This window comes from Ruegeria sp. BHSB064 (genome assembly GCF_059613205.1).
On sequence record NZ_JBXWSB010000081.1, the window covers coordinates 1 to 21,413 of the forward strand.

The 21,413-nt window shown below is 58.7% G+C and carries 25 protein-coding genes and 1 tRNA gene; 12 read left to right on the forward strand and 14 right to left on the reverse strand.

The window, feature by feature from the left end; all coding sequences use genetic code 11:
- Both AC2FNU_RS17130 and AC2FNU_RS17135 read right to left on the reverse strand, forming a co-directional pair.
- Positions 1–162 (reverse strand): endonuclease/exonuclease/phosphatase family protein (locus AC2FNU_RS17130; protein WP_496790740.1); only part of this gene is annotated, 162 nt, incomplete at its 3' end.
- 280 nt (positions 163–442) lie between these two features.
- Complete coding sequence (locus tag AC2FNU_RS17135; protein WP_171090564.1) at positions 443–766, reverse strand: HesB/IscA family protein; 324 nt, start codon at positions 764–766, stop codon at positions 443–445.
- A gap of 76 nt (positions 767–842) precedes the next feature.
- Here AC2FNU_RS17135 and AC2FNU_RS17140 point away from each other — a divergent pair, with 76 nt between their 5' ends.
- Entirely contained in the window at positions 843–1,982 is a 1,140-nt protein-coding gene (locus AC2FNU_RS17140; protein ID WP_496790699.1) for a deoxyguanosinetriphosphate triphosphohydrolase, read from the forward strand.
- Here the strand turns inward: AC2FNU_RS17140 and AC2FNU_RS17145 are convergent, their stop codons facing one another.
- Positions 1,983–2,534 (reverse strand): putative pterin-binding protein, encoded by a 552-nt coding sequence (locus AC2FNU_RS17145; RefSeq protein WP_496790701.1) that lies wholly within the window; start codon positions 2,532–2,534, stop codon positions 1,983–1,985.
- 131 nt (positions 2,535–2,665) lie between these two features.
- On the opposite strand from AC2FNU_RS17145, the gene argS reads away from it, so the two are divergent.
- From argS to AC2FNU_RS17175, 6 genes are all read left to right on the forward strand, one after another.
- A complete protein-coding gene (gene argS, locus AC2FNU_RS17150) occupies positions 2,666–4,411 on the forward strand; it encodes an arginine--tRNA ligase (RefSeq protein WP_496790706.1) in 1,746 nt (581 codons plus the stop codon).
- 88 nt (positions 4,412–4,499) lie between these two features.
- Positions 4,500–5,555 carry an SPOR domain-containing protein gene (locus tag AC2FNU_RS17155; protein WP_496790708.1) on the forward strand — a complete coding sequence of 352 codons (1,056 nt, stop codon included), beginning with the start codon at positions 4,500–4,502 and terminating at the stop codon, positions 5,553–5,555.
- Entirely contained in the window at positions 5,552–6,559 is a 1,008-nt protein-coding gene (nagZ, locus tag AC2FNU_RS17160) for a beta-N-acetylhexosaminidase (protein WP_496790710.1), read from the forward strand. Before AC2FNU_RS17155 ends, nagZ begins: the two co-directional genes overlap by 4 nt.
- Entirely contained in the window at positions 6,549–7,343 is a 795-nt protein-coding gene (locus AC2FNU_RS17165; protein ID WP_496790712.1) for a segregation and condensation protein A, read from the forward strand. The genes nagZ and AC2FNU_RS17165 overlap by 11 nt, the downstream gene beginning before the upstream one ends.
- Positions 7,336–7,986, forward strand: a complete 651-nt coding sequence (scpB, locus tag AC2FNU_RS17170) for an SMC-Scp complex subunit ScpB (RefSeq protein WP_496790713.1) — start codon at positions 7,336–7,338, stop codon at positions 7,984–7,986. Before AC2FNU_RS17165 ends, scpB begins: the two co-directional genes overlap by 8 nt.
- Before the next feature lie 65 nt (positions 7,987–8,051).
- Complete coding sequence (locus tag AC2FNU_RS17175) at positions 8,052–8,267, forward strand: hypothetical protein (RefSeq protein WP_496790715.1); 216 nt, start codon at positions 8,052–8,054, stop codon at positions 8,265–8,267.
- Between the two features lie 3 nt (positions 8,268–8,270).
- On the opposite strand, the gene AC2FNU_RS17180 is transcribed toward AC2FNU_RS17175, so the two are convergent.
- The 8 genes from AC2FNU_RS17180 to AC2FNU_RS17215 all read right to left on the reverse strand — a co-directional run bounded on the left by AC2FNU_RS17180 (position 8,271) and on the right by AC2FNU_RS17215 (position 13,628).
- Positions 8,271–9,350, reverse strand: a complete 1,080-nt coding sequence (locus AC2FNU_RS17180; protein ID WP_496790743.1) for a 2'-deoxycytidine 5'-triphosphate deaminase — start codon at positions 9,348–9,350, stop codon at positions 8,271–8,273.
- Positions 9,351–9,411: 61 nt separating this feature from the next.
- Positions 9,412–9,488 (reverse strand) — tRNA-Pro (locus AC2FNU_RS17185).
- A gap of 61 nt (positions 9,489–9,549) precedes the next feature.
- A complete protein-coding gene (locus tag AC2FNU_RS17190) occupies positions 9,550–10,155 on the reverse strand; it encodes a MerR family transcriptional regulator (RefSeq protein WP_496790716.1) in 606 nt (201 codons plus the stop codon).
- Between the two features lie 18 nt (positions 10,156–10,173).
- The gene (gene ihfA, locus AC2FNU_RS17195; protein WP_152458234.1) at positions 10,174–10,476 is read right to left on the reverse strand and encodes an integration host factor subunit alpha; all 303 of its coding nucleotides are present in this window, start codon (positions 10,474–10,476) and stop codon (positions 10,174–10,176) included.
- Positions 10,477–10,573: 97 nt separating this feature from the next.
- Positions 10,574–11,545: a beta-ketoacyl-ACP synthase III gene (locus AC2FNU_RS17200; RefSeq protein WP_171090537.1), complete on the reverse strand. Its 972-nt coding sequence runs from the start codon at positions 11,543–11,545 to the stop codon at positions 10,574–10,576.
- A 21-nt stretch (positions 11,546–11,566) separates the two neighbouring features.
- A complete protein-coding gene (gene plsX, locus AC2FNU_RS17205) occupies positions 11,567–12,655 on the reverse strand; it encodes a phosphate acyltransferase PlsX (protein ID WP_480799809.1) in 1,089 nt (362 codons plus the stop codon).
- Positions 12,656–12,679: 24 nt separating this feature from the next.
- Positions 12,680–12,886: a 50S ribosomal protein L32 gene (gene rpmF, locus AC2FNU_RS17210; protein WP_008756996.1), complete on the reverse strand. Its 207-nt coding sequence runs from the start codon at positions 12,884–12,886 to the stop codon at positions 12,680–12,682.
- Between the two features lie 205 nt (positions 12,887–13,091).
- A complete protein-coding gene (locus tag AC2FNU_RS17215) occupies positions 13,092–13,628 on the reverse strand; it encodes a YceD family protein (protein ID WP_496790720.1) in 537 nt (178 codons plus the stop codon).
- 85 nt (positions 13,629–13,713) lie between these two features.
- On the opposite strand from AC2FNU_RS17215, the gene AC2FNU_RS17220 reads away from it, so the two are divergent.
- From AC2FNU_RS17220 to AC2FNU_RS17230, 3 genes are all read left to right on the forward strand, one after another.
- The gene (locus AC2FNU_RS17220) at positions 13,714–14,187 is read left to right on the forward strand and encodes an outer membrane protein assembly factor BamE (protein ID WP_496790723.1); all 474 of its coding nucleotides are present in this window, start codon (positions 13,714–13,716) and stop codon (positions 14,185–14,187) included.
- Positions 14,188–14,287: 100 nt separating this feature from the next.
- On the forward strand, positions 14,288–15,028 hold the full coding sequence (locus tag AC2FNU_RS17225; protein WP_496790726.1) for a GNAT family N-acetyltransferase: 741 nt from the start codon (positions 14,288–14,290) through the stop codon (positions 15,026–15,028).
- A 68-nt stretch (positions 15,029–15,096) separates the two neighbouring features.
- Complete coding sequence (locus AC2FNU_RS17230; protein WP_496790727.1) at positions 15,097–16,905, forward strand: ABC-F family ATP-binding cassette domain-containing protein; 1,809 nt, start codon at positions 15,097–15,099, stop codon at positions 16,903–16,905.
- Here the strand turns inward: AC2FNU_RS17230 and AC2FNU_RS17235 are convergent.
- Positions 16,902–17,450, reverse strand: coding sequence for a sugar O-acetyltransferase (locus tag AC2FNU_RS17235; RefSeq protein WP_496790729.1), 549 nt, complete (start codon positions 17,448–17,450; stop codon positions 16,902–16,904). The genes AC2FNU_RS17230 and AC2FNU_RS17235 overlap by 4 nt on opposite strands.
- Before the next feature lie 9 nt (positions 17,451–17,459).
- A complete protein-coding gene (locus tag AC2FNU_RS17240) occupies positions 17,460–18,215 on the reverse strand; it encodes a 3-hydroxyacyl-CoA dehydrogenase (RefSeq protein WP_496790732.1) in 756 nt (251 codons plus the stop codon).
- Between the two features lie 207 nt (positions 18,216–18,422).
- Here AC2FNU_RS17240 and AC2FNU_RS17245 point away from each other — a divergent pair, with 207 nt between their 5' ends.
- The gene (locus AC2FNU_RS17245) at positions 18,423–19,271 is read left to right on the forward strand and encodes a hypothetical protein (protein ID WP_496790734.1); all 849 of its coding nucleotides are present in this window, start codon (positions 18,423–18,425) and stop codon (positions 19,269–19,271) included.
- A 69-nt stretch (positions 19,272–19,340) separates the two neighbouring features.
- Here the strand turns inward: AC2FNU_RS17245 and tyrS are convergent, their stop codons facing one another.
- A complete protein-coding gene (gene tyrS / locus AC2FNU_RS17250; RefSeq protein WP_496790736.1) occupies positions 19,341–20,594 on the reverse strand; it encodes a tyrosine--tRNA ligase in 1,254 nt (417 codons plus the stop codon).
- 244 nt (positions 20,595–20,838) lie between these two features.
- Here tyrS and AC2FNU_RS17255 point away from each other — a divergent pair.
- On the forward strand, positions 20,839–21,413 hold a 575-nt coding region (locus tag AC2FNU_RS17255), incomplete at its 3' end, for an anhydro-N-acetylmuramic acid kinase (protein ID WP_496790738.1).

Below are 21,413 nucleotides of genomic sequence, written 5' to 3' on the forward strand. Positions count from 1 at the left end.
CACGTTGTATCCACGCTCTTCAAACATCTCGCGTGGAAAGTTCTCGTCGATGGATTTGATTTCTTGCAAAAGAACGACGTCGGGTTGCGCGTCATCCAGCCACCGCGGAAGGGCTTCGGTCCGCGCTTTAACGCCGTTGATGTTGAACGTGGCGATTTTCATGCGCGATCCTCCGAAGCCTTTGGCAACCTATCGCTCAGAATGAACCCAGCGGCAAGGTGGTGGGCAGGTTTGCGAGGCTCTGCCTCGCGCTCCGAGGTATTTTCAGCCAGATGAAGCAAGGGATCCTTAACCAATTTGTTCAAGATTACTGAGGCGGTACAGGCGGAGGCGCCGATGGCCGCGCCAGGTGAAGCTCTCTGATCGCTGGGTCAGAGAGCGGATCCCTACTTCATCTGGCCATAAATACCTTGGGGGTGTGGGGGCAACGCCCCCACGGCGCTTACATCGAAAAAGACGTGCCGCATCCGCAGGAGGATGTGGCGTTTGGATTGTCGATCACAAAACGTGCGCCGATCAGTTCCTGTGTGAAGTCGATGACCGCGTTTTCGAGGAAAGGCAGCGAGATCGCATCAACGATGACTTTCTGACCGTTACCTTCAAGGATCAGGTCATCTTCTTTTGGCGTGTCCAGCGCGATTTCGTATTGAAAGCCCGAGCAACCGCCGCCTTCCACTGCAACACGCAGGGCCTGACCCTGGTCAGCTGCGCCAATTTCGGCCAGACGTTCAAAAGCGCGTTCTGTGACTGTTGGGGGCAGATTCATGCCGCTCTCCAAAGGTTTATTTCCTCAGCATCCTACAATATATGGAACTCGAGGACAGGCGACAAGGACTAGACCTTTGGTCAGAGCGAGTTTTGCCTCGGACCCGGACCGCGCAAGAGGGCGGCTGGTGCCAGAGGAAAAGAGCAGCTTCCGGTCATGCTTTCAACGCGATCGGGACCGGATCATTCATGCAAGCGCATTTCGGCGGCTCAAGCACAAGACACAGGTCTTCGTCGAGCATGAGGGCGACAGCTATCGCACGCGCCTGACCCATTCCATAGAAGTGGCGCAGGTGGCGCGGACCATCGCCGGGGCGTTGGGTCTGAACCCAGAACTTACCGAGGCTGTGGCTTTGGCGCATGATCTGGGGCACACACCATTTGGTCATACGGGCGAAGACGCTCTGCACGCCTTGATGCAGCCCTATGGCGGTTTTGATCACAATGCGCAGGCCATTCGGATTGTGACCCGGTTAGAGCGCCACTACGCCGAGTTCGATGGATGTAACCTGACCTGGGAATGTCTAGAAGGGATCGCCAAACACAACGGCCCGGTTGTGGGTGACTTGCCTTGGGCGTTGGCCGAATGCAATCAGGGGTTCGATCTTGAACTCCACACCCATGCCAGCGCTGAGGCGCAGGTGGCGGCGCTGTCTGACGACATCGCTTACAACAATCACGATCTGCTGGATGGGTTGCGGGCAGGGTTGTTCAAGGACGGTGATCTGCACGACATGCCCATTGTTGGGCGGTGTTATGCGGAAGTGGACGCAAAGTACCCAAACCTTGACCCCTATCGGCGTCGTCACGAAGCACTGCGGCGGGTGTTTGGCGTTATGGTTTCTGACGTTATCAACACGTCCCGTGACCTGATTGAGAACTCAGGCGCGCAGTCTGTCGAGGATATCCGCCATCTGGGCTATCCCGTCATACAGTTCTCGGACGGGGTTTGGGCGCAACTTCGTGACATCAGGGCGTTTCTGTTTACCCGGATGTACCGTGCCCCAAGTGTCATGAAGGTACGGGCCGAAGTTGCAACGATTGTAGAGGACCTGTTCCCCATCTATCTGAATGATCCGAAACAGATGCCTGCGCGCTGGCACAATGACATTGAAGCTGCCAAGGATGAGACCGCCTTGGCGCGTATTGTTTCGGACTACGTTGCGGGTATGACCGACCGGTTTGCTCTGCAGGATCACGCCCGGCTGACGGGCTGATCATTCCACGGCGATGTAAGCTATGGCCCAGACTTGCTGACCTGCTTGTTCCGCCGCTTGGTCAGCGTCGTCTGTTGGCGGGAATACGATCATCGCGGGGCCGTACCCTCCGATCCCCATCGGGGCTCCATCGGCGTGCGTGGCGACGATTGGTCTATGAGTTGTGATGCTGTCCCACGCGATTTCGGCCTGATACCCGTCCAAAGCCATCGGCAATGCCGATCTTCCTTCGGCACCTGCCATGATCATGACTTCGGATAGAAGGGGGCCTGAGAACGTGTAATCTCGTTGATTGTCCGGGGGGCCATAGGGGATGGTGATTTCAATCTGTTGCAGCGCATCCAGCATGGCCGCATCAAATCCGGCAGCACCGTCATGTGTGACTTCGAGGTATCCTAGCAGGCCGCCGTCATTCTCACCGCGCGCTGGCAGGTTTGTTTCGCTGACTGCGCCTCCCAGCGTCAGCAACACATGGCCTTGCGGCTGGGGCAGATCGGCCAGAGCGGGAATTGCGGTCGTCAGAAGCAGGGCAAGAGGCAGGGCGCGGCGCATGTGTGTCTCCGGTCGTTGGGGTCAGGCCGAGAGTAGCGAGGTTTGTGCCTAAACCAAGCTTAAACATTAGGCGTCCATTGACCTTGCCGCTTTGCGTGTTAAACCGCCGGGCAAGCAAAAGGACATCCGAAATGAACCTGTTTTCCGAGATCCGCGGCCTGGTACTGGACGCACTGACGCAGATGCAGTCCGAAGGCGCTTTGCCCGAGGGGTTGAGCTTTGACAACGTGGCGGTCGAACCCCCGCGTGATGCTGCGCATGGCGACATGGCAACCAACGCTGCGATGGTGCTTGCGAAACCGGCCAAGATGAAGCCTCGGGATATCGCCGATGTACTGGCTGGGAAACTGGCAGCGGATGACCGGATCACCAGCGCCGAAGTGGCTGGGCCCGGCTTTCTGAACCTGCGGCTTGCCGCGTCAGTTTGGCAGGATGTGCTGGCGGCGGTGTTGGAGCAAGGCACTGACTATGGCCGCTCGACCATGGGGCAGGGGCAGAAGGTCAACGTGGAATATGTCTCGGCCAACCCCACCGGCCCGCTGCATGTAGGTCATACGCGGGGGGCAGTGTTCGGCGATGCGTTGGCAAGCCTGCTGGCCTATTCCGGCCACGACGTGACCCGCGAGTATTACATCAATGATGGCGGCGCGCAGGTGGATGTGCTGGCGCGCTCGGCATACGAACGGTACCGCGAAGCCAACGGTCTGAGCCCCGAGATCGCCGAAGGGCTCTATCCCGGTGACTACCTGATTCCGATTGGTGAGGCGCTGAAAGAGAAATACGGCGACAGCCTGATCGACAAGCCCGAAAGCGAATGGCTGGAAGAGCTGCGCAACTTCGCCACGGACGCGATGATGGACCTGATCCGCGCCGACCTGAAGGCGCTGGGCGTTGAGATGGATGTGTTCTTCTCGGAAAAATCGCTCTATGGCACGGGTCGGATTGAGGCGGCACTTCAGTCGCTGACTGCCAAAGGTTTGATCTACGAAGGTATCCTGGAGCCGCCGAAGGGCAAGAAGCCCGAGGATTGGGAGCCGCGCGAGCAGACCCTGTTCAAATCGACCGAGCATGGCGATGATGTGGACCGCCCAGTCAAGAAATCGGATGGCAGCTGGACTTATTTTGCGCCGGATATTGCTTATCACTACGACAAGGTGAGCCGCGGCTTTGACGCGCTGATCGATGTCTTCGGCGCGGACCATGGCGGCTATGTCAAACGGATGAAGGCGGCTGTTTCGGCGCTGTCCGATGGCAAGGTGCCGCTGGACATCAAGCTGACCCAGTTGGTGAAGCTGTGGAAGAACGGTGAACCGTTCAAAATGTCCAAACGGGCCGGGAACTTTGTCACCCTGCGCGATGTGGTCGATCAGGTGGGCCCGGATGTGACGCGGTTCGTGATGCTGACCCGCAAGAATGACGCCCCGCTGGATTTCGATTTCGACAAAGTGTTGGAACAAAGCCGTGAGAACCCGGTTTTCTACGTGCAATACGCCCATGCCCGCGTGATGAGCGTTCTGCGCCGCGCCGCTGAGGCCGGGATCGCAGCTGATGACGCGACGCTTGGTGCAGCGGACCTGAGCAAGAACGATCACGCCTCGGAACTGACTGTCGCCAAGAAGCTGGCCGAATGGCCGCGTCTGGTGGAAATTGCTGCGCGGACCAATGAACCGCACCGCGTCGCCTTTTATCTCTACGAACTGGCGGGCGACTTCCACGCCCTGTGGAACAAGGGCAATGACGAAACCCAGTTGCGTTTCATTCAGGATGGCGATGTTGCCACAAGCCAATCGAAAATCGCCTTGGCCCGATCCGTTTCTGTTGTGATTTCAGCGGGCTTGGGTATTCTTGGTGTCACTCCGGCGCAGGAGATGCGGTAACAAATACCGCCCGAACCGCCGGTACGAGGTAGGCAAGAAATGACCCGCGCGCCTTATTTTCAGGTGCGAAACGGGCAGTGAGGCGGACATGGCGAGTTACGATTACTCGGGGCAGCAAAGCCCCGAGCAGATGCATTACCCGAATCAAGCGTATTCCGAGGATGCGTATGATTACCCCGAAGATATGCAGGATTATGACGCTCCGCGCGGCTCGTATGGGTTGGGCCGCGTTGTAAACGTTCTTGGCGCGGTCGCGTCCCTGGCATTGGTCGCTGGTGTTGGCGTTTGGGGGTATCAACTGGTCATGCGGGATGTGAGCGGCGTGCCCGTTGTGCGTGCTGCCGAAGGACCGATGCGCATACAGCCCGAAAATCCGGGTGGAACGCCTGCGGATCATCAGGGGCTGGCCGTTAATGCCGTTGCGGCTGAAGGCACCGCTGCCGCCCCCGCAGATCGCCTGATCCTTGCGCCACGACCAGTGTCTTTGACGGACGAAGACCTGCCTGGCGGCGACCTGAAGCCAACCCCGGCACTGCATGTGGTGGAAGAGCCGATCACCACCCAGGAAGCCGCGCGGCTGCGCCAAAGTGCGGTGGACGCGCTGGTGGCTGAACTGGCGGGTGAGGCGGCCAAGACTCAGCAGGAATTTGAAGACGGGACACAAGTGGCGTCGCTGGCAACGCCCGAGGACGAGCCCGCAATTGATCCCGCCGATTTTGCTGCGGCCTTGCCGGACCCGGCCATTGCCGAGTTGCCGGGGGTTCGCAGGTCATTGCGCCCGGTCAAACGCCCTGCGCGCAGTCAGATCTCGCCCAGCGAAGCGTCTGAAGGCGCGATAAATGCCGCCGTCAAGGCTGCGGCTGGGTTGGATGTCGATCCAGATACGCTGGCCAAAGGCACGCGTCTTGCGCAACTTGGGGCTTATGACAGCGCTCAGGTGGCGCAGGCTGAATGGGATCGCCTGAGCAGCCGTTTCGGTGAATATATGGATGATAAACAGCGCGTTATCCAGAAGACTTCAAGCGGCGGAAGAACCTTCTATCGTCTACGCGTTCTGGGTTTTGAGGACCTGAGTGACTCGCGTCAGTTCTGTGCCGCGCTGGTCGCGCAAGGGGCTGATTGTATCCCGGTGGCCGTGCGTTGAAGTTTGGCGCCACGATCACCGATGCCGAAGGACTGCGCCTGACGCAGGAGGAAAGAGACCTGTTTCGCCAGATGAACCCATTTGGGTTTATCCTGTTTGCCCGCAACATCGAAAGCGCCGATCAGGTCCGCGCCTTGTGCGATGATTTCCGCGAGGCCGTCGGGCGCAATTGCCCCATCACGATTGATCAGGAAGGTGGGCGTGTGCAGCGCCTGCGCGCGCCTTTGGCCCGCGAATGGCTGCCACCGCTGGATCACGTTACACGGGCCGGCGATCAGGCCGAGCGGGCCATGTATCTGCGCTATCGCCTGATTGCGGACGAACTATTCAGCCTGGGTATCGACAGCAACTGCGCGCCTATGGTCGATGTGGCGCGGTCTGATACACACGCTTTTCTCAAGAACCGCTGCTATGCTTCTGATCCTGAACAGATTTCCAAGATTGGTCGAGCCGTAGCCAAGGGGCACTTGGACGGGGGCGTTCTGCCTGTGATCAAACACATGCCCGGACATGGCCGCTCCACGCTGGACAGCCACTATGACCTGCCGCATGTCGATCTGTCGGTGGACGAATTGGGCAGCAGCGACTTCGCGCCATTTCGTGCACTGAACGATTTGCCAATGGGGATGACTGCGCATCTGGTCTACGATCAGATTGATCCCCAACCAGCCACGATTTCAGCCACCATGATGGGTGTCATCCGCGACAAGATCGGCTTCGAAGGGCTGATCATGACCGACGATATCGGGATGAAAGCGCTGAGCGGTACACCTGCTGATGTGTCACGTCAGGCCATTCAGGCAGGCTGTGACGTTGTTCTGCACTGTAACGGCAGTTTTGCAGACCGAGCCGCAGTGATGGAAGCCACCGGAGAGATGACCGATCAGGCACAAGCCCGCGCAGAACGGGCACTGGCGATGCGCAAACCTCCGCAGCAACTTGACATCCCTGCCGCCGAAGCGGAACTATCTGCCCTAATGGGCGGGCAGGTATATGAACGATAACCTCTTTAGCGAAGACCCTGTCTCGGTCGCGGATCGTCTTGCGGCCGAAGCGCTGATTGTTGATGTCGACGGGTTTGAAGGCCCGTTGGATGTGCTGCTGACCCTGTCGCGGACGCAAAAGGTGGATCTGAGGAAAATCTCGGTTCTGGCACTGGCGCAGCAATACCTGGCTTTTGTTGAAAAGGCCCGTGCGCTGCGGATCGAACTGGCTGCGGACTATCTGGTTATGGCCGCGTGGCTGGCTTTCTTGAAATCCCGCTTGCTGTTGCCACCTGACCCGGATGACGACGGTCCGTCGGGCGAGGAACTGGCCGCGCATCTGGCGTTTCAGTTGGAACGCCTTCAGGCCATGCGCGATGCGGCTGCACGTTTGATGGCGCGCGATCAGTTGGGCCGCGATTTCTTCAAGCGCGGGCAGGGCGAAGACATCACCCGTATCCGCACCGTAACCTATTCCGCCACGCTGCTGGATCTGATGCAAGGCTATGCGCGTATCCGTACTCGGGACGAATTCCGCCCCTTTGTGATGGATCGCGACTCGGTTTTCACGATGGAGCAGGCGCTGGAACGGATGCGCCCGTTGATTGGCTTTGCCGGGGCATGGACCGACATGGAGACGTATCTGCCCGATGGCTGGGACACTGATCCGGTGCGCCGCAGGTCGGCGACGGCGGCGACTTTTGCGGCCTCGCTGGAGCTGGTGAAAGAAGGACATATGGAGATGAAACAGAGCGAGACATTCGCTCCGATCCATCTGCGAAAGAGGACCGAGACACGTGACTGACGCCCCTGAAGAAACCGGTACTCTGTTCGAAGCGCCCCCGTTGGCGGAACAAGAACGCATGGTAGAGGCTGTTCTTTTTGCCAGTTCCGAACCGGTGTCAATCGCAGATCTGGAAGCGCGGATGCCGCACGGCAGCGATGCGGCGCAAGCCGTTGAAATGCTTCAGAAACGTTATGAAGGCCGTGGCGTGCGCGTGGTGCGTGTCGGTGAGGCTTGGGCCATCCGCACAGCGCCAGACTTGGGTTTTCTGATGCAGAAGGAAACGGTCGAGACCCGCAAACTCAGCCGCGCCGCGATCGAGACGCTGGCTATTGTCGCCTATCATCAGCCCTGCACACGGGCCGAGATCGAGGAAATCCGTGGCGTTTCGGTGTCGCGCGGAACCATTGACCAACTCTTGGAGATGGAGTGGATCAAACTGGGCCGCCGCCGTATGACGCCGGGCCGTCCTGTGACCTTTGTGGTAACGCCAGAATTCCTGGATCATTTTGGTCTGGAAAACGCGCGTGACCTGCCTGGCCTGAAAGAACTTCGGGCGGCGGGGCTTCTCGAAAATCGGCCTCCACCGGGTGCCATTCCGCTGGGCGAAGGGCGCGAGGATGAGGTCGACGAAGATCAGACCGAGCTGTTCGAGGAAGAGTGATCCCGCAGCCCTTTTGTTGCCGCATAAAACGCCTATCTTTAACCCTGAGGACAGGGAGTTGAGCAATGAATGCAAATCGGATCATCGATATGATCGTGCGTCAGGTGATGCGGCGACTGGTGAACAAAGGCGTGAACAAGGGCATTGATGTGGCCAGTCGCATGGGAAATGGCGACGGTTCATCCAAGGGGCCAAAGCACGCCAATTCATCTGACCACACGCAAAAGCTTCGGCAGGCTGAGAAGATGAGCCGGCAGATGCGCCGGTTCATGAAATTCTAGTGCTTATCCTACAGCCTTGAAGTGCTTGGACAGTTTCAGGCCCTGACCCTGATAGTTTGATGCAATGCCCGCGCCGTACAATTGCGTCGGCATGTCGGCCATCTTCTCATAGACCAAACGCCCGACAACTTGCCCGTGCTCCAGCACAAAAGGTGCTTCGTGGCAGCGAACCTCCAAAACACCGCGCGATCCGGCCCCGCCCGCAGCAGCGTGACCGAAGCCCGGATCAAAGAAACCAGCGTAGTGCACCCGGAATTCGCCAACCATTGCCAGATAGGGGGCCATTTCGGCGGCGTACATCGGCGGAATATGCACCGCTTCGCGGCTGACAAGGATATAGAACGCGCCGGGATCAAGGATGATACACCCGTCCTTGGTACGCACTTCTTCCCAATAGTCCTGCGGGTCGTATTCGCCGATACGATCCAGATCGATCACCCCGGTGTGGGGCTTTGCGCGGTAGCCGACCAGATCGGTATCAGGCAATTGCAGATCGACCGAGAAGCCAAGCCCGTCCTGAATAACAGCAGGTCCATCCACCAGCGGCGACTCGGCGTGCAGAGACTTCAGTTCAGCGTCCGAGAGCACGGCCTGACCTTGCCGGAAGCGAATCTGGTTGAGGCGCATTCCGGGGCGCACCAGTACCGAGAACGAGCGCGGGCAGATTTCGGCATAAAGCGGGCCCGTGTAGCCTGCGGGAACCCGATCAAATTCGGTACCCCCATCGGTGATGGTCCGGGTCAGAAGGTCCAGCCGCCCGGTCGAGCTTTTGGCATTGGCGACAGCGCTCATGTCGTCGGGCAGGGCGAGCGATTCCATCAGCGGCACCAGATAAACGCAACCCTTTTCCAGAACTGCCCCGTTGGTGATGTCGATGCGGTGCATCTCGAACTCGGCCAATCGATCCGTGACGCTGCGGCTTTCACCCGCAAGGAACGAGGCGCGAACACGGTAAGCAACTGCTCCTAAACGTAAATCAAGGCTGGCCGGTTGAATCTGTGCAGGCAGAACGTCCGGGCTGGCGGTGATCTCGCCACGCGTGATCATCGCTTCAATCTGCTGGTTTGGACATACACCTGTCATCTCGATCCCCTCTGGTGCCAGAGCGGGATCTGGCCTGTGTGCCATAAACGTCGGTGTGATTTGGTCGGGCTAGCAGGACTCGAACCTGCGACCTTCCGTCCCCCAGACGGACGCGCTACCAGGCTGCGCCATAGCCCGACGTTGGGGTGTTCATAAAGATTTTCCCGGCAGGGGCAAGAGGAAAACAATGCCTTTTTTCCTAACCCGTCGCCTGTGTCTCGACACGATCCAGCCAGTGGCGCAGATCTTTTGCAATCGGGGCGATGCGGCGCAGCAGGTCGTCGTCAAACTCTGCCCGGTTCCAAGCCAGCGAGGCAATCCCTCCCATCAACGGGGCGGCGTCAAGCTCGGGCTCTGTAACTGGTTTTGCGTTGGCGGCGGGCGCAGCGTTGATCTGAGCATCCTCATGCGCGGGCGGCTTGGTTGGTTCGCCCAAATTCATGTGGATCTGTTCCGTGACTGGCGCGGTTTTCGGCTCAAACGGCACTACGGTGTCTTCTGCGGTTTCAGCAGGGGCAGGGGATTGGTCTTCCAGCGACGGAGACAGCGACGCAACATGCGCCACGCCTTGCTCGCGCAGGATACGCTGAACGCCTTTGATTGTGATTCCGTCTTCGTGGAGCAGTTTTTTGATCCCGCCCAGAAGCCGCATGTCATTGGGGCGATAATACCGGCGTCCACCCGCCCGTTTGACCGGTTTCACCTGCGTGAAACGGCTTTCCCAGAAACGCAGAACATGGGCCTGAACGCCAAGCCAATCCGCAACTTCACTGATGGTGCGAAACGCGTCGGGAGACTTGCTCATATCCGCGCGACCTCGGGGTTACTTGCGATTCCCGGCAGCGACGCGATCTTTCATCAGATGCGACGGACGGAAGGTCAGAACGCGGCGCGGCTGAATTGGAACTTCTTCACCGGTTTTGGGGTTGCGGCCGACACGGGCGGTCTTGTCGCGAACACTGAAGGTGCCGAAGGATGAAATCTTGACCTGCTCACCACGCACCAGAGCGTCTGACATGTGGTTCAGAACGCTTTCAACCAGCTGTGCGCTTTCATTTCGTGAAAGCCCGACCTCGCGAAAGACGGCTTCGCTCAGATCCATTCGAGTCAGTGTTTTGTCGCCCATGCCATTTCCCCTTGTTGATATCAAAGCATATGGCTATGGCAAATTCGCTGTCAATATCAATGAATTGCGGGTGACTGTGTAAGCCGGATTGCGCCGGTTACCAGCGCAGAACAACCGCGCCCCATGCCAAGCCGCCGCCGATGGCTTCGGTTACAATCAGGTCGCCGGGCTTGATTTGCCCGCGCTGTTTGCCCACCGAAAGGGCCAGCGGAATCGATGCGGCCGAGGTGTTGCCGTGGTCCTGAACCGTCACCACGACGTTCTCCATAGGCAGGCCCATTTTCTTGGCGGTGCCCTGAATGATGCGGATATTGGCCTGATGCGGCACGATCCAGTCTACATCTGAGTTTCCCAGCCCCGCACGCTCGAGCGCGGTTTCAGCAGTTTTTGTAAGCTTTTCAACAGCATGGCGGAACACTTGGTTGCCTTGCATGCGCAGATGCCCGGTGGACTGCGTTGATACACCGCCATCGACATAAAGCAGATCCTTGTAGCGACCGTCCGAGTTCAGATCCGTTGCCAGAATACCGCGATCTTCCGAGGTGCCGTTGCCTTCCTGAGCTTCCAATACCAAAGCTCCGGCGCCGTCGCCGAAAAGGACGCAGGTGGAGCGATCCGTCCAGTCCATGATCCGAGAGAACGTCTCGGCGCCGATGACAAGCACGCGCTTGGCCTGGCCAGAAACAATCAGCGCATTTGCGTTGGAAAGTGCAAAAACGAATCCCGCGCAGACGGCCTGTACGTCAAAGGCAAAACCCTTGGTCATGCCAAGCCGGGCCTGAACCATGGTTGCCGCAGACGGGAAGGTCAGATCAGCAGTCGATGTTGCCACGACGATGGCGTCAATGTCATCCGCGCTCAGATCGGCATCTGCCAAAGCTGCCTCAGCCGCCTTTGTCGCCAGATCCGAGGTCGTTTCGCCCTCGGCTGCGAAATGGCGACGTTCAATACCCGATCGCGTTCGGATCCATTCGTCGGTTGTGTCCAGCGTTTTCTCAAACTCGGAATTGGGAACAATGCGTTCCGGCAAATAATGCCCGACACCTACTACAACTGAACGGCCTGCCATATTGGGGTACTGCCTTTTTGGTTATTTTTCGGTCTGCGGCGCAGCTTGCGCGGCATCTTGTGCAAGCTGGGCTGTGGATGCAACCCGCGCGGCCAATTTTTCGGAAAAGCCCGATTGCGCCAACGTAAAGGCCAGCTTGATTGCGGCCGACACGCCGGTCGCGTCTGCGCCACCATGAGATTTCACCACGGTGCCGTTCAGTCCAAGAAAAACGCCACCGTTCACACGCCTTGGGTCGATCCGTTTCTTCAGACGGTTTAGCGACGTGATGGCCAGAATCGAAGCCAGCCGGGACAGCGGAGAATACTTGAAGGCTTGACGCAACAAGTCGCCGATCAGGCTGGCTGTACCTTCGCCGGTCTTGATCGCAACATTGCCTGTAAACCCATCCGTGACAATGACATCTGCCTTATCGCCCGGAATGTCGCTGCCTTCGACAAAGCCCACAAATTCGAAATTTGCCTGCTCGGCAAACTCGGTGATCATTGCGTGTGCTTCTTTCAGCTCGGCGCGGCCCTTGTGCTCTTCGGTGCCGACATTCAGCAACCCAATCCGGGGTCGGGTCAGCGCCATGCCATTGCGCGCGTAAGAAGCGCCCATCAGGGCATATTGCAGCAAATCCTTGGCGTCGGCGCGGACATCTGCGCCCACGTCAAGCATCACGTTGAACCCCTGAGGGTTGCGCGAAGGCCACAGAATAGCAATGGCCGGGCGGTTCACACCCGGCAGTTTGCGCAGGCGCATCATCGACAATGCCATCAAAGCGCCGGTATTGCCGCAGGACACCGCGCCATGCGCTTCGCCCTGACGCACGGCCTCAAGCGTGGACCACATCGAGGTTTGCTTGCCGTTGCGCACAACCTGGCTGGGCTTGTCCTCCATCGTGACGACGTCTGGACAATCACGAAAAACGACGCGCCCTTCAAGGACACGCCGTTTTGCGACTAGCTTTCGCAGTACCTGTTCGGGCCCGTGCAACAAGAACCCAATATCAGGGTTCTTGTCGGCTGACTTTGCCAGACCAGCAACAACAACTGCGGGACCCTCGTCCCCGCCCATAGCGTCGACCGAGATGGTGATCCGTTCGGCGTGCGTGGGCTGTTCAGTCATGCCTTGGCCAGCGCTCAATCAGGCTTAGGCTGCGTCTTCGTCCAGGTCGATTTCGTCGGCCTGTGCGACGACTTCACGATCATCATAGTGGCCGCAGGAAGCACAAACGTGGTGCGGGCGCTTCAGCTCGCCGCAGTTCGGGCATTCGTTCGGGTTTGCAGCAACCAGAGCGTCGTGTGCGCGGCGGTTGTTGCGACGCGACTTGGAAACTTTGTTCTGTTGGACGGCCATGGTCTCAACCTTTGTCTACTGAGGGTCAGCAGATTCGCCGCCGACCGGGTTTCATATTTCGTTTTATCGTGGTTTGACGCGCGTTTAGGCGACCAGCCCCGCAATGTCCAACCCAAAATCCGATGAGCGCGCGAAAATACTGCGATTCTCGACATGTTCAAGCGATTTTTCTGACCGCTTGCTATGACAGGAAATCAGACCTCTGTCACTCGTCTTTTTTCAGCGCATCGCGCAATCCCGCCAATCCGGCAAACGGCTTGACGTCGTCGTCGGTCATGGCCTGTTTGCCCGGCTCTGTATAGTCGGCCTGGCCCAGTTCTGCGCCGTCCTTGCGTGGATATTGGGGCAATGCCAGCGACAGCGCCTCGACCATGACCAGTGCCGGGTCAATCTCGGGACCCAGCGGCTCGGATTCGTCATCTTCCGGGATCTCGAACTCGGGCTCATCCGGGTCCGTCCAATCGGCCAAAAAGGTGCGTTGAACCGGCACATCAATGCGGGTTGTGACAGGATCGAGGGTCACGACGCAGGGCTGGATGACAGTAGCCCCCAGTTTGCCGTTTAGAACCCAGTCGCGCTTGCCCTGTGCGCGGACCTCTCCGACAAAGCTGAGCTTGCGCAAACCCAGCAATCCCAGATCTTGCCGAATCTCGTCCAAAGCAGCGGCGGCAGGGCGCAGATCGAACGATGTTGGGGCGTTCTGGGGCAGATCTGCCACCCGAAGTGATGTAAGGTTGCTCATTTGTGAGCCTTTCTATGTGTTGAACCGTGGCAGCGGTTTCTGTAATCGGATAGAAGCCGCAAGAGGCCAAGGCAAGAGGGTGCATATGTTGAAGGTAATGAACCGGTTGAAACCAGCGACGAAATCGCTTGTGTTTGTTGCCTGTCTGGCTGCGGCCGGGGCGTGTACGCCCATCTTCAAGAATCACGGCTATGTGCCCCCGGCCGAGGAACTGGCAGAAATCAAGGTTGGCGTCGATACGCGCGACAGCGTGGAAGAAGCCATCGGCGCGCCGGGCGCATCAGGTGTGGTACGGGATTCGGGCTATTACTATGTCCGTTCGCGGGTGCGCCATTACGGCCCGAAACGCCCCGAGGTCGTATCGCGCGAGCTGGTTGCCATCAGCTTTGACCAACGCGGTGTCGTCAGAAACATCGAGCGTTTTGGCCTGGAAGACGGGATCGTGATTCCTCTGGAACGCCGCGTGACCGATTCCAATGTTCAGGACAAAGGCTTCCTGCGTCAGCTGCTGGGCAATATCGGCAACTTCAACCCGGCGAACATTCCGGGCGCCAACTAATTCGGTCGTCTGACTTGTGAAGGTCACAAGACAGTCACATGTCTTGTGTTAGCGAGGTCATGACGACAACATTGGGTCTGCAACCCCGGAGGATGCGACCATGGCGACAACGGTTTTGTTGAGCAAAGGGCGCTATCGCGCCCGATTGGCGCAGTCGGCTGACGACATCAGAGCCGCACAGCGATTGCGCACTCAGGCTTTTGGCACTCAGCAGCTGGACAGCGATCCGTTTGACGGGCGGTGCTGCCATGTCTTGGTTGAGGATATGCGTTCTGACGCACGGCTTGTCTGTTGTTTCCGGATGATGAGCATGGATCACGGTCGAGAGGTTGGGCGCAGCTATTCGGCACAGTTCTACGACCTGAGTTCGCTTGAGGATTTCGATGGCAGAATGGTCGAAATGGGACGGTTCTGTATCCACCCCAATTGCAATGACCCCGATATTCTGCGCGTTGCGTGGGGTGCAATGACGGCTTATGTGGATCAGAACAACGTTGAGATGCTGTTTGGATGTTCCTCTTTTGCCGGAACCGAGACTGAACAATATCTGGACGCGTTTGCGATGCTCAAACATCGTCATCTGGCACCAAAACGATGGCTGCCACGGGTGAAAGCACCGGATGTTTTTCGCTTTGCCGCGCGTTTGCGACGCAGGCCGGACCTGAAACAGGCGATGTTACGGATGCCGCCTTTGTTGCGGACCTATCTAATAATGGGTGGCTGGGTCAGTGATCACGCGGTTGTGGATCGCGACATGAACACGCTGCACGTGTTTACCGGGTTGGAAATCCGGGCGATTCCCCCGGCGCGGAAACGACTGCTGCGGGCGGTGGCCGGGTAGTTTGAGTATTTTCGAAAAGGTGAAGCTGGGGCGTTGACGCAGTGTGACTGCCGGTTTAGCTGGCGGGCATGGCGAGAATTCCTTTGTTGCAGATGTCCGGCATTTCCCTGACCTTCGGGGGCGATCCGGTGTTTTCCGGTCTTGATCTGGTTGTCCAACCCGGTGACCGCGTGGCGCTGGTGGGGCGCAACGGGTCGGGCAAATCGACCCTTATGAAAGTGATGGCGGGGCTTGTTGAAGCCGATCAGGGTGAGATCGTTGTGCCGCCGGGAAAATCCGTGGGGTACATGGAACAGGACCCCACGATGGAAGGGTTTGCAACGCTGGGGGACTATGCCTCAAGCGGGTTGGAGCCGGGCGAGTTGTACAAGGTGGAACGGGCGGGCGAAGGGCTGAAGTTCGACCCTTCGCGCCCAGTTGAGACGGCCTCGGGCGGGGAACGGCGGCGGGCCGCGCTGGCCAAGTTGATGGCTGAAGCACCTGATCTGATGCTGCTGGACGAGCCAACCAACCATCTGGATATTGAAGCCATTGCTTGGTTGGAGCGCGAGCTTGGGTCAACCCGTGCTGCATTTGTATTGATCTCGCACGACCGGGCGTTTTTACGGGCACTGACGCGGGCGACGCTTTGGATCGACCGAGGCGCTGTCAGGCGGCAGGAGCAGGGTTTTGACGCGTTTGAGGCGTGGCGGGACAAGGTCTGGGAAGAAGAGGATCAGCAGCGTCACAAGTTGAATCGGTTGATCAAATCCGAGGCGAAATGGGCGGTCGAGGGCATAAGTGCCCGGCGCAAACGCAATCAGGGTCGGGTGCGGGCCTTGCAGGCGTTGCGGGCTGAAAAGGCGGCTCAGATCAAACGTCAGGGTTCGGCTGCCATGACGCTGGAGTCGGGGCCAAAGTCGGGTCGTAAGGTCATTGAGGCCAAAGGGTTGGCTAAAGGATTCGGTGACAAACAGATTGTTCGGAATTTTGACCTGCTGGTGCAGCGCGGGGATCGTGTGGCCTTTGTTGGACCAAACGGGGTCGGCAAGACAACGTTGCTGAAAATGCTGCTGGGACAGGTGGAACCGGACGAGGGCTCGGTTTCGTTGGGCACCAACCTTGAGGTCGCTGTGTTCGACCAGACACGCGCTCAGCTGGATCCCGATATGTCCCTTTGGGACAGTTTGACCGGCGACCCCGAGATGCGAGTTTCGGGTAAGGCTGATCAGGTGATGGTCGGTGGGCAGCCCAAGCATGTCGTCGGTTATCTCAAGGAATTTCTGTTTGACGAACGGCAGGCAAGAGCGGCTGTGAAGTCCCTGTCTGGTGGTGAAAAAGCACGGCTGTTGCTGGCCAAGCTGATGGCGAAATCTTCGAACCTTTTGGTGCTGGACGAACCGACCAACGATTTGGATGTCGAGACACTGGACCTGTTGCAGGAGCTTTTGGACGACTACGATGGTACGGTTTTGCTGGTCAGCCACGACCGGGATTTTCTGGACCGTGTGGCCACAACAACGATTGCCATGGAGGGCAATGGGCGCGCCACGGTTTATGCCGGTGGGTGGTCGGATTACATCGCGCAACGCGGTGATGTGAGCGACAAAAAGGAAGAAAAAGCAAAAGCCTCAAAGCCAAAGGTCAAGCAGGAGGCCAAGCCGAAATCGGGTCTGTCGTTCTCGGAAAAGCACAGGTTGGAAAAACTCCCCGCCGAGATCGCGCGCCTGGAAGCTGAGATCGCCAAGCTGGAAGAGTTGATGTCTGACCCCGAACTGTTCATCCGAGAGCCAGTCAAATTCCAGAAAGCCACCGACGCTCTGGTGGAGCGGCAGGAGAAACTTTCTGCCGCTGAGGAAGAGTGGCTGATACTCGAAGAAAAGGCTGAAAGCGCTTAGGGTTTAAGACTTCTTGCAGGGTTGCCCACCACGGTCTTCCCTGCGGGAACGTTCTTGGTGACGACGCTGCCTGCGCCGATCGTGGCATTGTCGCCGATAGTGATGCCGGGCAACAGGATCGCGCCACCACCGACCCAGACATGTTTGCAAATTGTGACCGGTAAGCCAATTTCCAGACCTTGTGCCCGCTCGGCCGGGTCTTTGGCGTGTTGGGCGCAATAGATCTGCACATGGGGGCCAAACATTGTGTCGTCCCCGATCCGTACCGGGGCTGTATCCAGGACCACGCAACCGGTGTTGAAATAGACCCGGCTGCCCAGATGGATGTTCATCCCATAGGCGCAATGGAACGGGGCTTCGAGGAAACAGTCTTCACCTGTTCGACCCAGCAAGGCACGCAACTCGGGTGCCATCTCTCCACGCGTGTCGGGTGGGCAAATATTGTGTGCATGAACCGCGCGTCTTGCCTGCGCGCGTAAAGCATCCAGTTCCGGGTCCAGACAGCAATACCACTGTCCGGATTGCATTTTTTCACGTTCCGACATGGGGCAGTTTTAGCGCATGCGCAGGGCTCCGTCGATGCGGATGACTTCGCCGTTCAGGTAACCCATCTCGACAATGAAACCGGCAAGACGTCCGTATTCCTTCGGATCGCCCAAACGGGGTGGATTCGGGACGTCAGCGGCGAGCTGTTGTTGCACCTCTTCGGGCAGGCCGGCCAGCATCGGTGTCATGAAGATGCCCGGTGCAATGGTCATGACGCGAATGCCGGTCGAGGCCAGATCACGGGCCATTGGAAGGGTCATGCCAACAACACCGCCTTTGGATGCTGCGTAAGCCGCCTGACCCTTTTGCCCGTCAAAGGCGGCGATAGAGGCTGTGTTGATGATCACGCCCCTTGCTCCGTCTGGTTCGGGGTCATTCTTTGCCATCTCGGCGGCGGCCAGGCGTGAGACGTTGAACGTACCGACCAGATTGATATCGATGGTGCGCTGGAAGGCATCCAAAGGGTGTGGACCATCTTTTCCGACCGTCTTGATGCCATACGCGATGCCCGCGCAATTTACGGCAACAGTGATCTTGCCCATCTTCTCGACGCCATGCCGCACGGCGGCGGCCACCGAGGCTTCGTCCGTCACATCGGTTTGCGCGAAGTGCCCGCCGATTTCTGCGGCGACCATAGCGCCGCGATCTGCGTCGCGGTCCAGAATGGTCACCTGCGCACCTTCAGAGGCAAAATAGCGGGCCGTCGCTTCGCCGAGGCCGGAAGCACCGCCAGTGACGAGTGCGGCTGTGGTGGACAAGTGCATGGTGAACTCCTCCCAGAGATATGAACACTTGTTCAATAACTGGTGTGTGGGGGTGGTGTCCACATATTTGATGAAGAGGCTGTCCATACGGGCCTGGTTGCCATTCCTGAAGACAAATTAATCCGCTCCTCACGAAAACGCGCCTTTAAGTGAGTGAAGATGTCGGGGCCGTCATGTGTTTTTTCGCCAGGAGGTCCTGATATGGTTATGAGTAAGAAAAAATCCCTGGGCGCTGTTGTTGTCGCGCCTGTTTTTGGTTTGGTGATGATAGGCAGCGCATCTGCCGCGCCCGAAACCTGTACGGGAAAAACAGCCCGTAGTTTGGCCAACTCTGGGGATTATGCGGGTCTGTGCGATTGTGTGCAGGTGACACCGAGTTTTCTGGACAGGCTTCAGAGACGATCGGATTTCGAGACAACGTTGGAAGTGACCGGGGCACAATGCCCGGGTCTCGCGGCACTCCTGACGGATTTGCCGACGGCAAGCCTGTCGGGTTCGAGCCAAAACCGTGGAGAAAGCCGGGGGTCTGAACCGCGCGGCGAAACGTTTGCAGATTCGACCAGTCCGGGAGGGCCAAGTGGGGGTGAGTCCGGTGGCACCGGAGGTGGTGGAAACGGCGGCACCGGAGGTGGTGGAAACGGCGGCAACGGAGGTGGTGGAAACGGCGGCAATGGCGGTGGTGGAAACGGCGGCAATGGCGGCGGTGGAAACGGCGGCAACGGCGGTGGTGGAAACGGCGGCAATGGCGGCGGTGGAAACGGCGGCAACGGCGGTGGCGGAAACGGCGGCAATGGCGGTGGCGGAAACGGCGGCAACGGCGGTGGTGGAAACGGCGGCAACGGCGGTGGTGGAAACGGCGGCAATGGCGGCGGTGGAAATGGGAACAGCGGTGGACCCGGAAACGGCAACGGGAACAACGGAAATCCCGGAAACGGCGGCGGTAACACTGGGGGTTCCGGACCTGGCACCGGTAACGGTGGCGGCAACAACGGCCAGGGGAACGGCGCTGGAAACGGCGGTGGCGGCAAGGGGAATGGCGGCAAAGGGCTCCGCTAAGCCGTATACACAAAAGAAAACGGCCACCCAGAACGGTGGCCGTTTTTTTGCGCGAAAGCGGATGAACAATCAGCCCAGTTGAACCAGCGCGTGACGCTTCTTGCCAGCACTCAGCTTAATGGGTGATGACAGCGCGCCTGCGTCGATCATCATCCCTGCATCGGTCAGCGGCGCATCGTCCAGCTTGGCCCCGTTCTCGGCAATCAGTCGTTTCGCCTCTTTGCCGGATTTGGCCAGACCCGATTTGACGATGATCTGCACGATGGACATGCCGTCGCCCAGCTCATCTGCGCTGAGAGTGAGGGTCGGAAGATCTCCGCCAACGCCGCCTTTCTCGAACACTTCACGGGCGGTCGCCTCTGCATTGGCCGCAGCCTGTGCGCCATGCAGCAGTGTTGTGACCTCATTGGCCAGACGGATTTTGGCTTCATTGATCTCGGACCCGGCAAGCGCGCCCAGACGATTGCACTCATCCACCGGCAATTCAGTGTAGAGCTTCAGAAACCGGCCCACATCCGCGTCGGTTGTGTTGCGCCAGAACTGCCAGAATTCATAGGGCGAGCGCATCTCGGCGTTCAGCCAGACCGCGCCGTCCTGAGACTTGCCCATTTTCTTGCCGTCACTGGTGGTCAGCAGAGGCGAGGTCAGGCCGTAGATCTCGTGATCCAGCACCCGGCGGGTCAGGTCGATGCCGTTGACGATGTTGCCCCACTGGTCCGAGCCGCCCATCTGCAGAACACAGCCATAGCGGCGGTTCAGTTCCAGGAAGTCATAAGCCTGCAGGATCATGTAGTTAAACTCGAGGAAGCTCAGCGATTGCTCACGATCCAGCCGCGACTTCACGGATTCAAACGACAGCATCCGGTTGACCGAGAAATGACGCCCGATATCGCGCAGAAAATCGAGGTAGTTCAGATCATCCAGCCATTCGGCATTGTTCAGCATAAGCGCCTTGTTCTCGGCGTCCGTGTCATAGTCGATATAGGCGGCGAACACCTTCTTGATGCCCGAGATGTTCTCATCGATCTGTTCGGGGCCCAGCAGGGGGCGTTCATCCGCGCGGAACGACGGGTCGCCCACCTTGGTCGTCCCACCGCCCATCAGTGTGATCGGCTGGTGGCCGGTTTTCTGGAACCAGCGCAACATCATGATCTGAATCAGGCTGCCCACATGCAACGACTTGGCCGTTGCATCAAAGCCGATATAGGCCGGTTTGCACCCACTGATCAGCGCGTCGTCAAGGCCCTGATAATCGGTGCAGTCGGCGAGAAAGCCGCGCTCGATCATCGTGGCGATGAAATCCGATTTGGGGTGGTAGGTCATATCGTGCCCTTTGGGTTAATGTTGCGGGGCACTGTATAGGCGGCAGCGCGCAGGAGGAAAAGCCACCTTTTCATCAGTGGACCCGGTGTCGATCCAGCCACGCGATTTGCGAAAAATGAATGCCGCCTGATGAGAACGCTTGCGTTTTTGTGCAAACAAAAGGCAGTTTGACCGGGCTGCAACCCAGAGGTGATCTGCAAAGACCCGGATGTGGCGAAGAGAACAGCCAGATCAGGAGGCAGGCGTGAGCCAGACCATCAGCAAACACGGTGTGATCCGGGCGTTGGGCGCAATGTCGGGTACTTCGATGGATGGGGTGGATGCCGCGATGGTCGAAACCGACGGGCACCAGATTATCGGGTTCGGGCCAAGCGGTTATCGCGCCTACACCGACGCTGAGCGCGACGTGTTGCGAACGGCGCTGGGACAGTGGCACGGGCCTGATGTCGATGCGGCAGCCGAAATGGTCACTTTCGCCCATGCCGAGGCGCTGTCGGAATTTGAAGAGGTCGACCTGATCGGTTTTCACGGTCAGACCCTGGCGCATGAGCCGCGCGGGCGAGGGACTTTGCAAGTGGGTGACGGTCTGGGACTGGCGCAAGCGTTGGGGCGTCCGGTCGTCTGGGATTTTCGCAGTGATGATGTGGCGATGGGGGGCGAGGGCGCTCCGCTGGCGCCGTTCTTTCATTTTGCCTGTGCCAAGTGGTTCGGCGCGGATCGGCCTTTGTGTTTCCTGAACCTGGGTGGGGTCGGCAATCTGACCTATGTTGATCCGTCCTTTGACGGGCCTGAAGTGCCGGGCGCTTTGCTGGCGTTCGA

Bases quoted from the DNA above. Each gene is read 5' to 3' on its own strand.
- AC2FNU_RS17135 (WP_171090564.1), bottom strand. From the start codon at position 766: ATGAATCTGCCCCCAACAGTCACAGAACGCGCTTTTGAACGTCTGGCC.
- AC2FNU_RS17145 (WP_496790701.1), bottom strand. From the start codon at position 2,534: ATGCGCCGCGCCCTGCCTCTTGCCCTGCTTCTGACGACCGCAATTCCC.
- argS (WP_496790706.1), top strand. From the start codon at position 2,666: ATGAACCTGTTTTCCGAGATCCGCGGCCTGGTACTGGACGCACTGACG.
- AC2FNU_RS17155 (WP_496790708.1), top strand. From the start codon at position 4,500: ATGGCGAGTTACGATTACTCGGGGCAGCAAAGCCCCGAGCAGATGCAT.
- AC2FNU_RS17165 (WP_496790712.1), top strand. From the start codon at position 6,549: ATGAACGATAACCTCTTTAGCGAAGACCCTGTCTCGGTCGCGGATCGT.
- AC2FNU_RS17175 (WP_496790715.1), top strand. From the start codon at position 8,052: ATGAATGCAAATCGGATCATCGATATGATCGTGCGTCAGGTGATGCGG.
- AC2FNU_RS17180 (WP_496790743.1), bottom strand. From the start codon at position 9,350: ATGACAGGTGTATGTCCAAACCAGCAGATTGAAGCGATGATCACGCGT.
- AC2FNU_RS17190 (WP_496790716.1), bottom strand. From the start codon at position 10,155: ATGAGCAAGTCTCCCGACGCGTTTCGCACCATCAGTGAAGTTGCGGAT.
- ihfA (WP_152458234.1), bottom strand. From the start codon at position 10,476: ATGGGCGACAAAACACTGACTCGAATGGATCTGAGCGAAGCCGTCTTT.
- AC2FNU_RS17200 (WP_171090537.1), bottom strand. From the start codon at position 11,545: ATGGCAGGCCGTTCAGTTGTAGTAGGTGTCGGGCATTATTTGCCGGAA.
- plsX (WP_480799809.1), bottom strand. From the start codon at position 12,655: ATGACTGAACAGCCCACGCACGCCGAACGGATCACCATCTCGGTCGAC.
- rpmF (WP_008756996.1), bottom strand. From the start codon at position 12,886: ATGGCCGTCCAACAGAACAAAGTTTCCAAGTCGCGTCGCAACAACCGC.
- AC2FNU_RS17215 (WP_496790720.1), bottom strand. From the start codon at position 13,628: ATGAGCAACCTTACATCACTTCGGGTGGCAGATCTGCCCCAGAACGCC.
- AC2FNU_RS17220 (WP_496790723.1), top strand. From the start codon at position 13,714: ATGTTGAAGGTAATGAACCGGTTGAAACCAGCGACGAAATCGCTTGTG.
- AC2FNU_RS17225 (WP_496790726.1), top strand. From the start codon at position 14,288: ATGGCGACAACGGTTTTGTTGAGCAAAGGGCGCTATCGCGCCCGATTG.
- AC2FNU_RS17230 (WP_496790727.1), top strand. From the start codon at position 15,097: ATGGCGAGAATTCCTTTGTTGCAGATGTCCGGCATTTCCCTGACCTTC.
- AC2FNU_RS17235 (WP_496790729.1), bottom strand. From the start codon at position 17,450: ATGTCGGAACGTGAAAAAATGCAATCCGGACAGTGGTATTGCTGTCTG.
- AC2FNU_RS17240 (WP_496790732.1), bottom strand. From the start codon at position 18,215: ATGCACTTGTCCACCACAGCCGCACTCGTCACTGGCGGTGCTTCCGGC.
- AC2FNU_RS17245 (WP_496790734.1), top strand. From the start codon at position 18,423: ATGAGTAAGAAAAAATCCCTGGGCGCTGTTGTTGTCGCGCCTGTTTTT.
- tyrS (WP_496790736.1), bottom strand. From the start codon at position 20,594: ATGACCTACCACCCCAAATCGGATTTCATCGCCACGATGATCGAGCGC.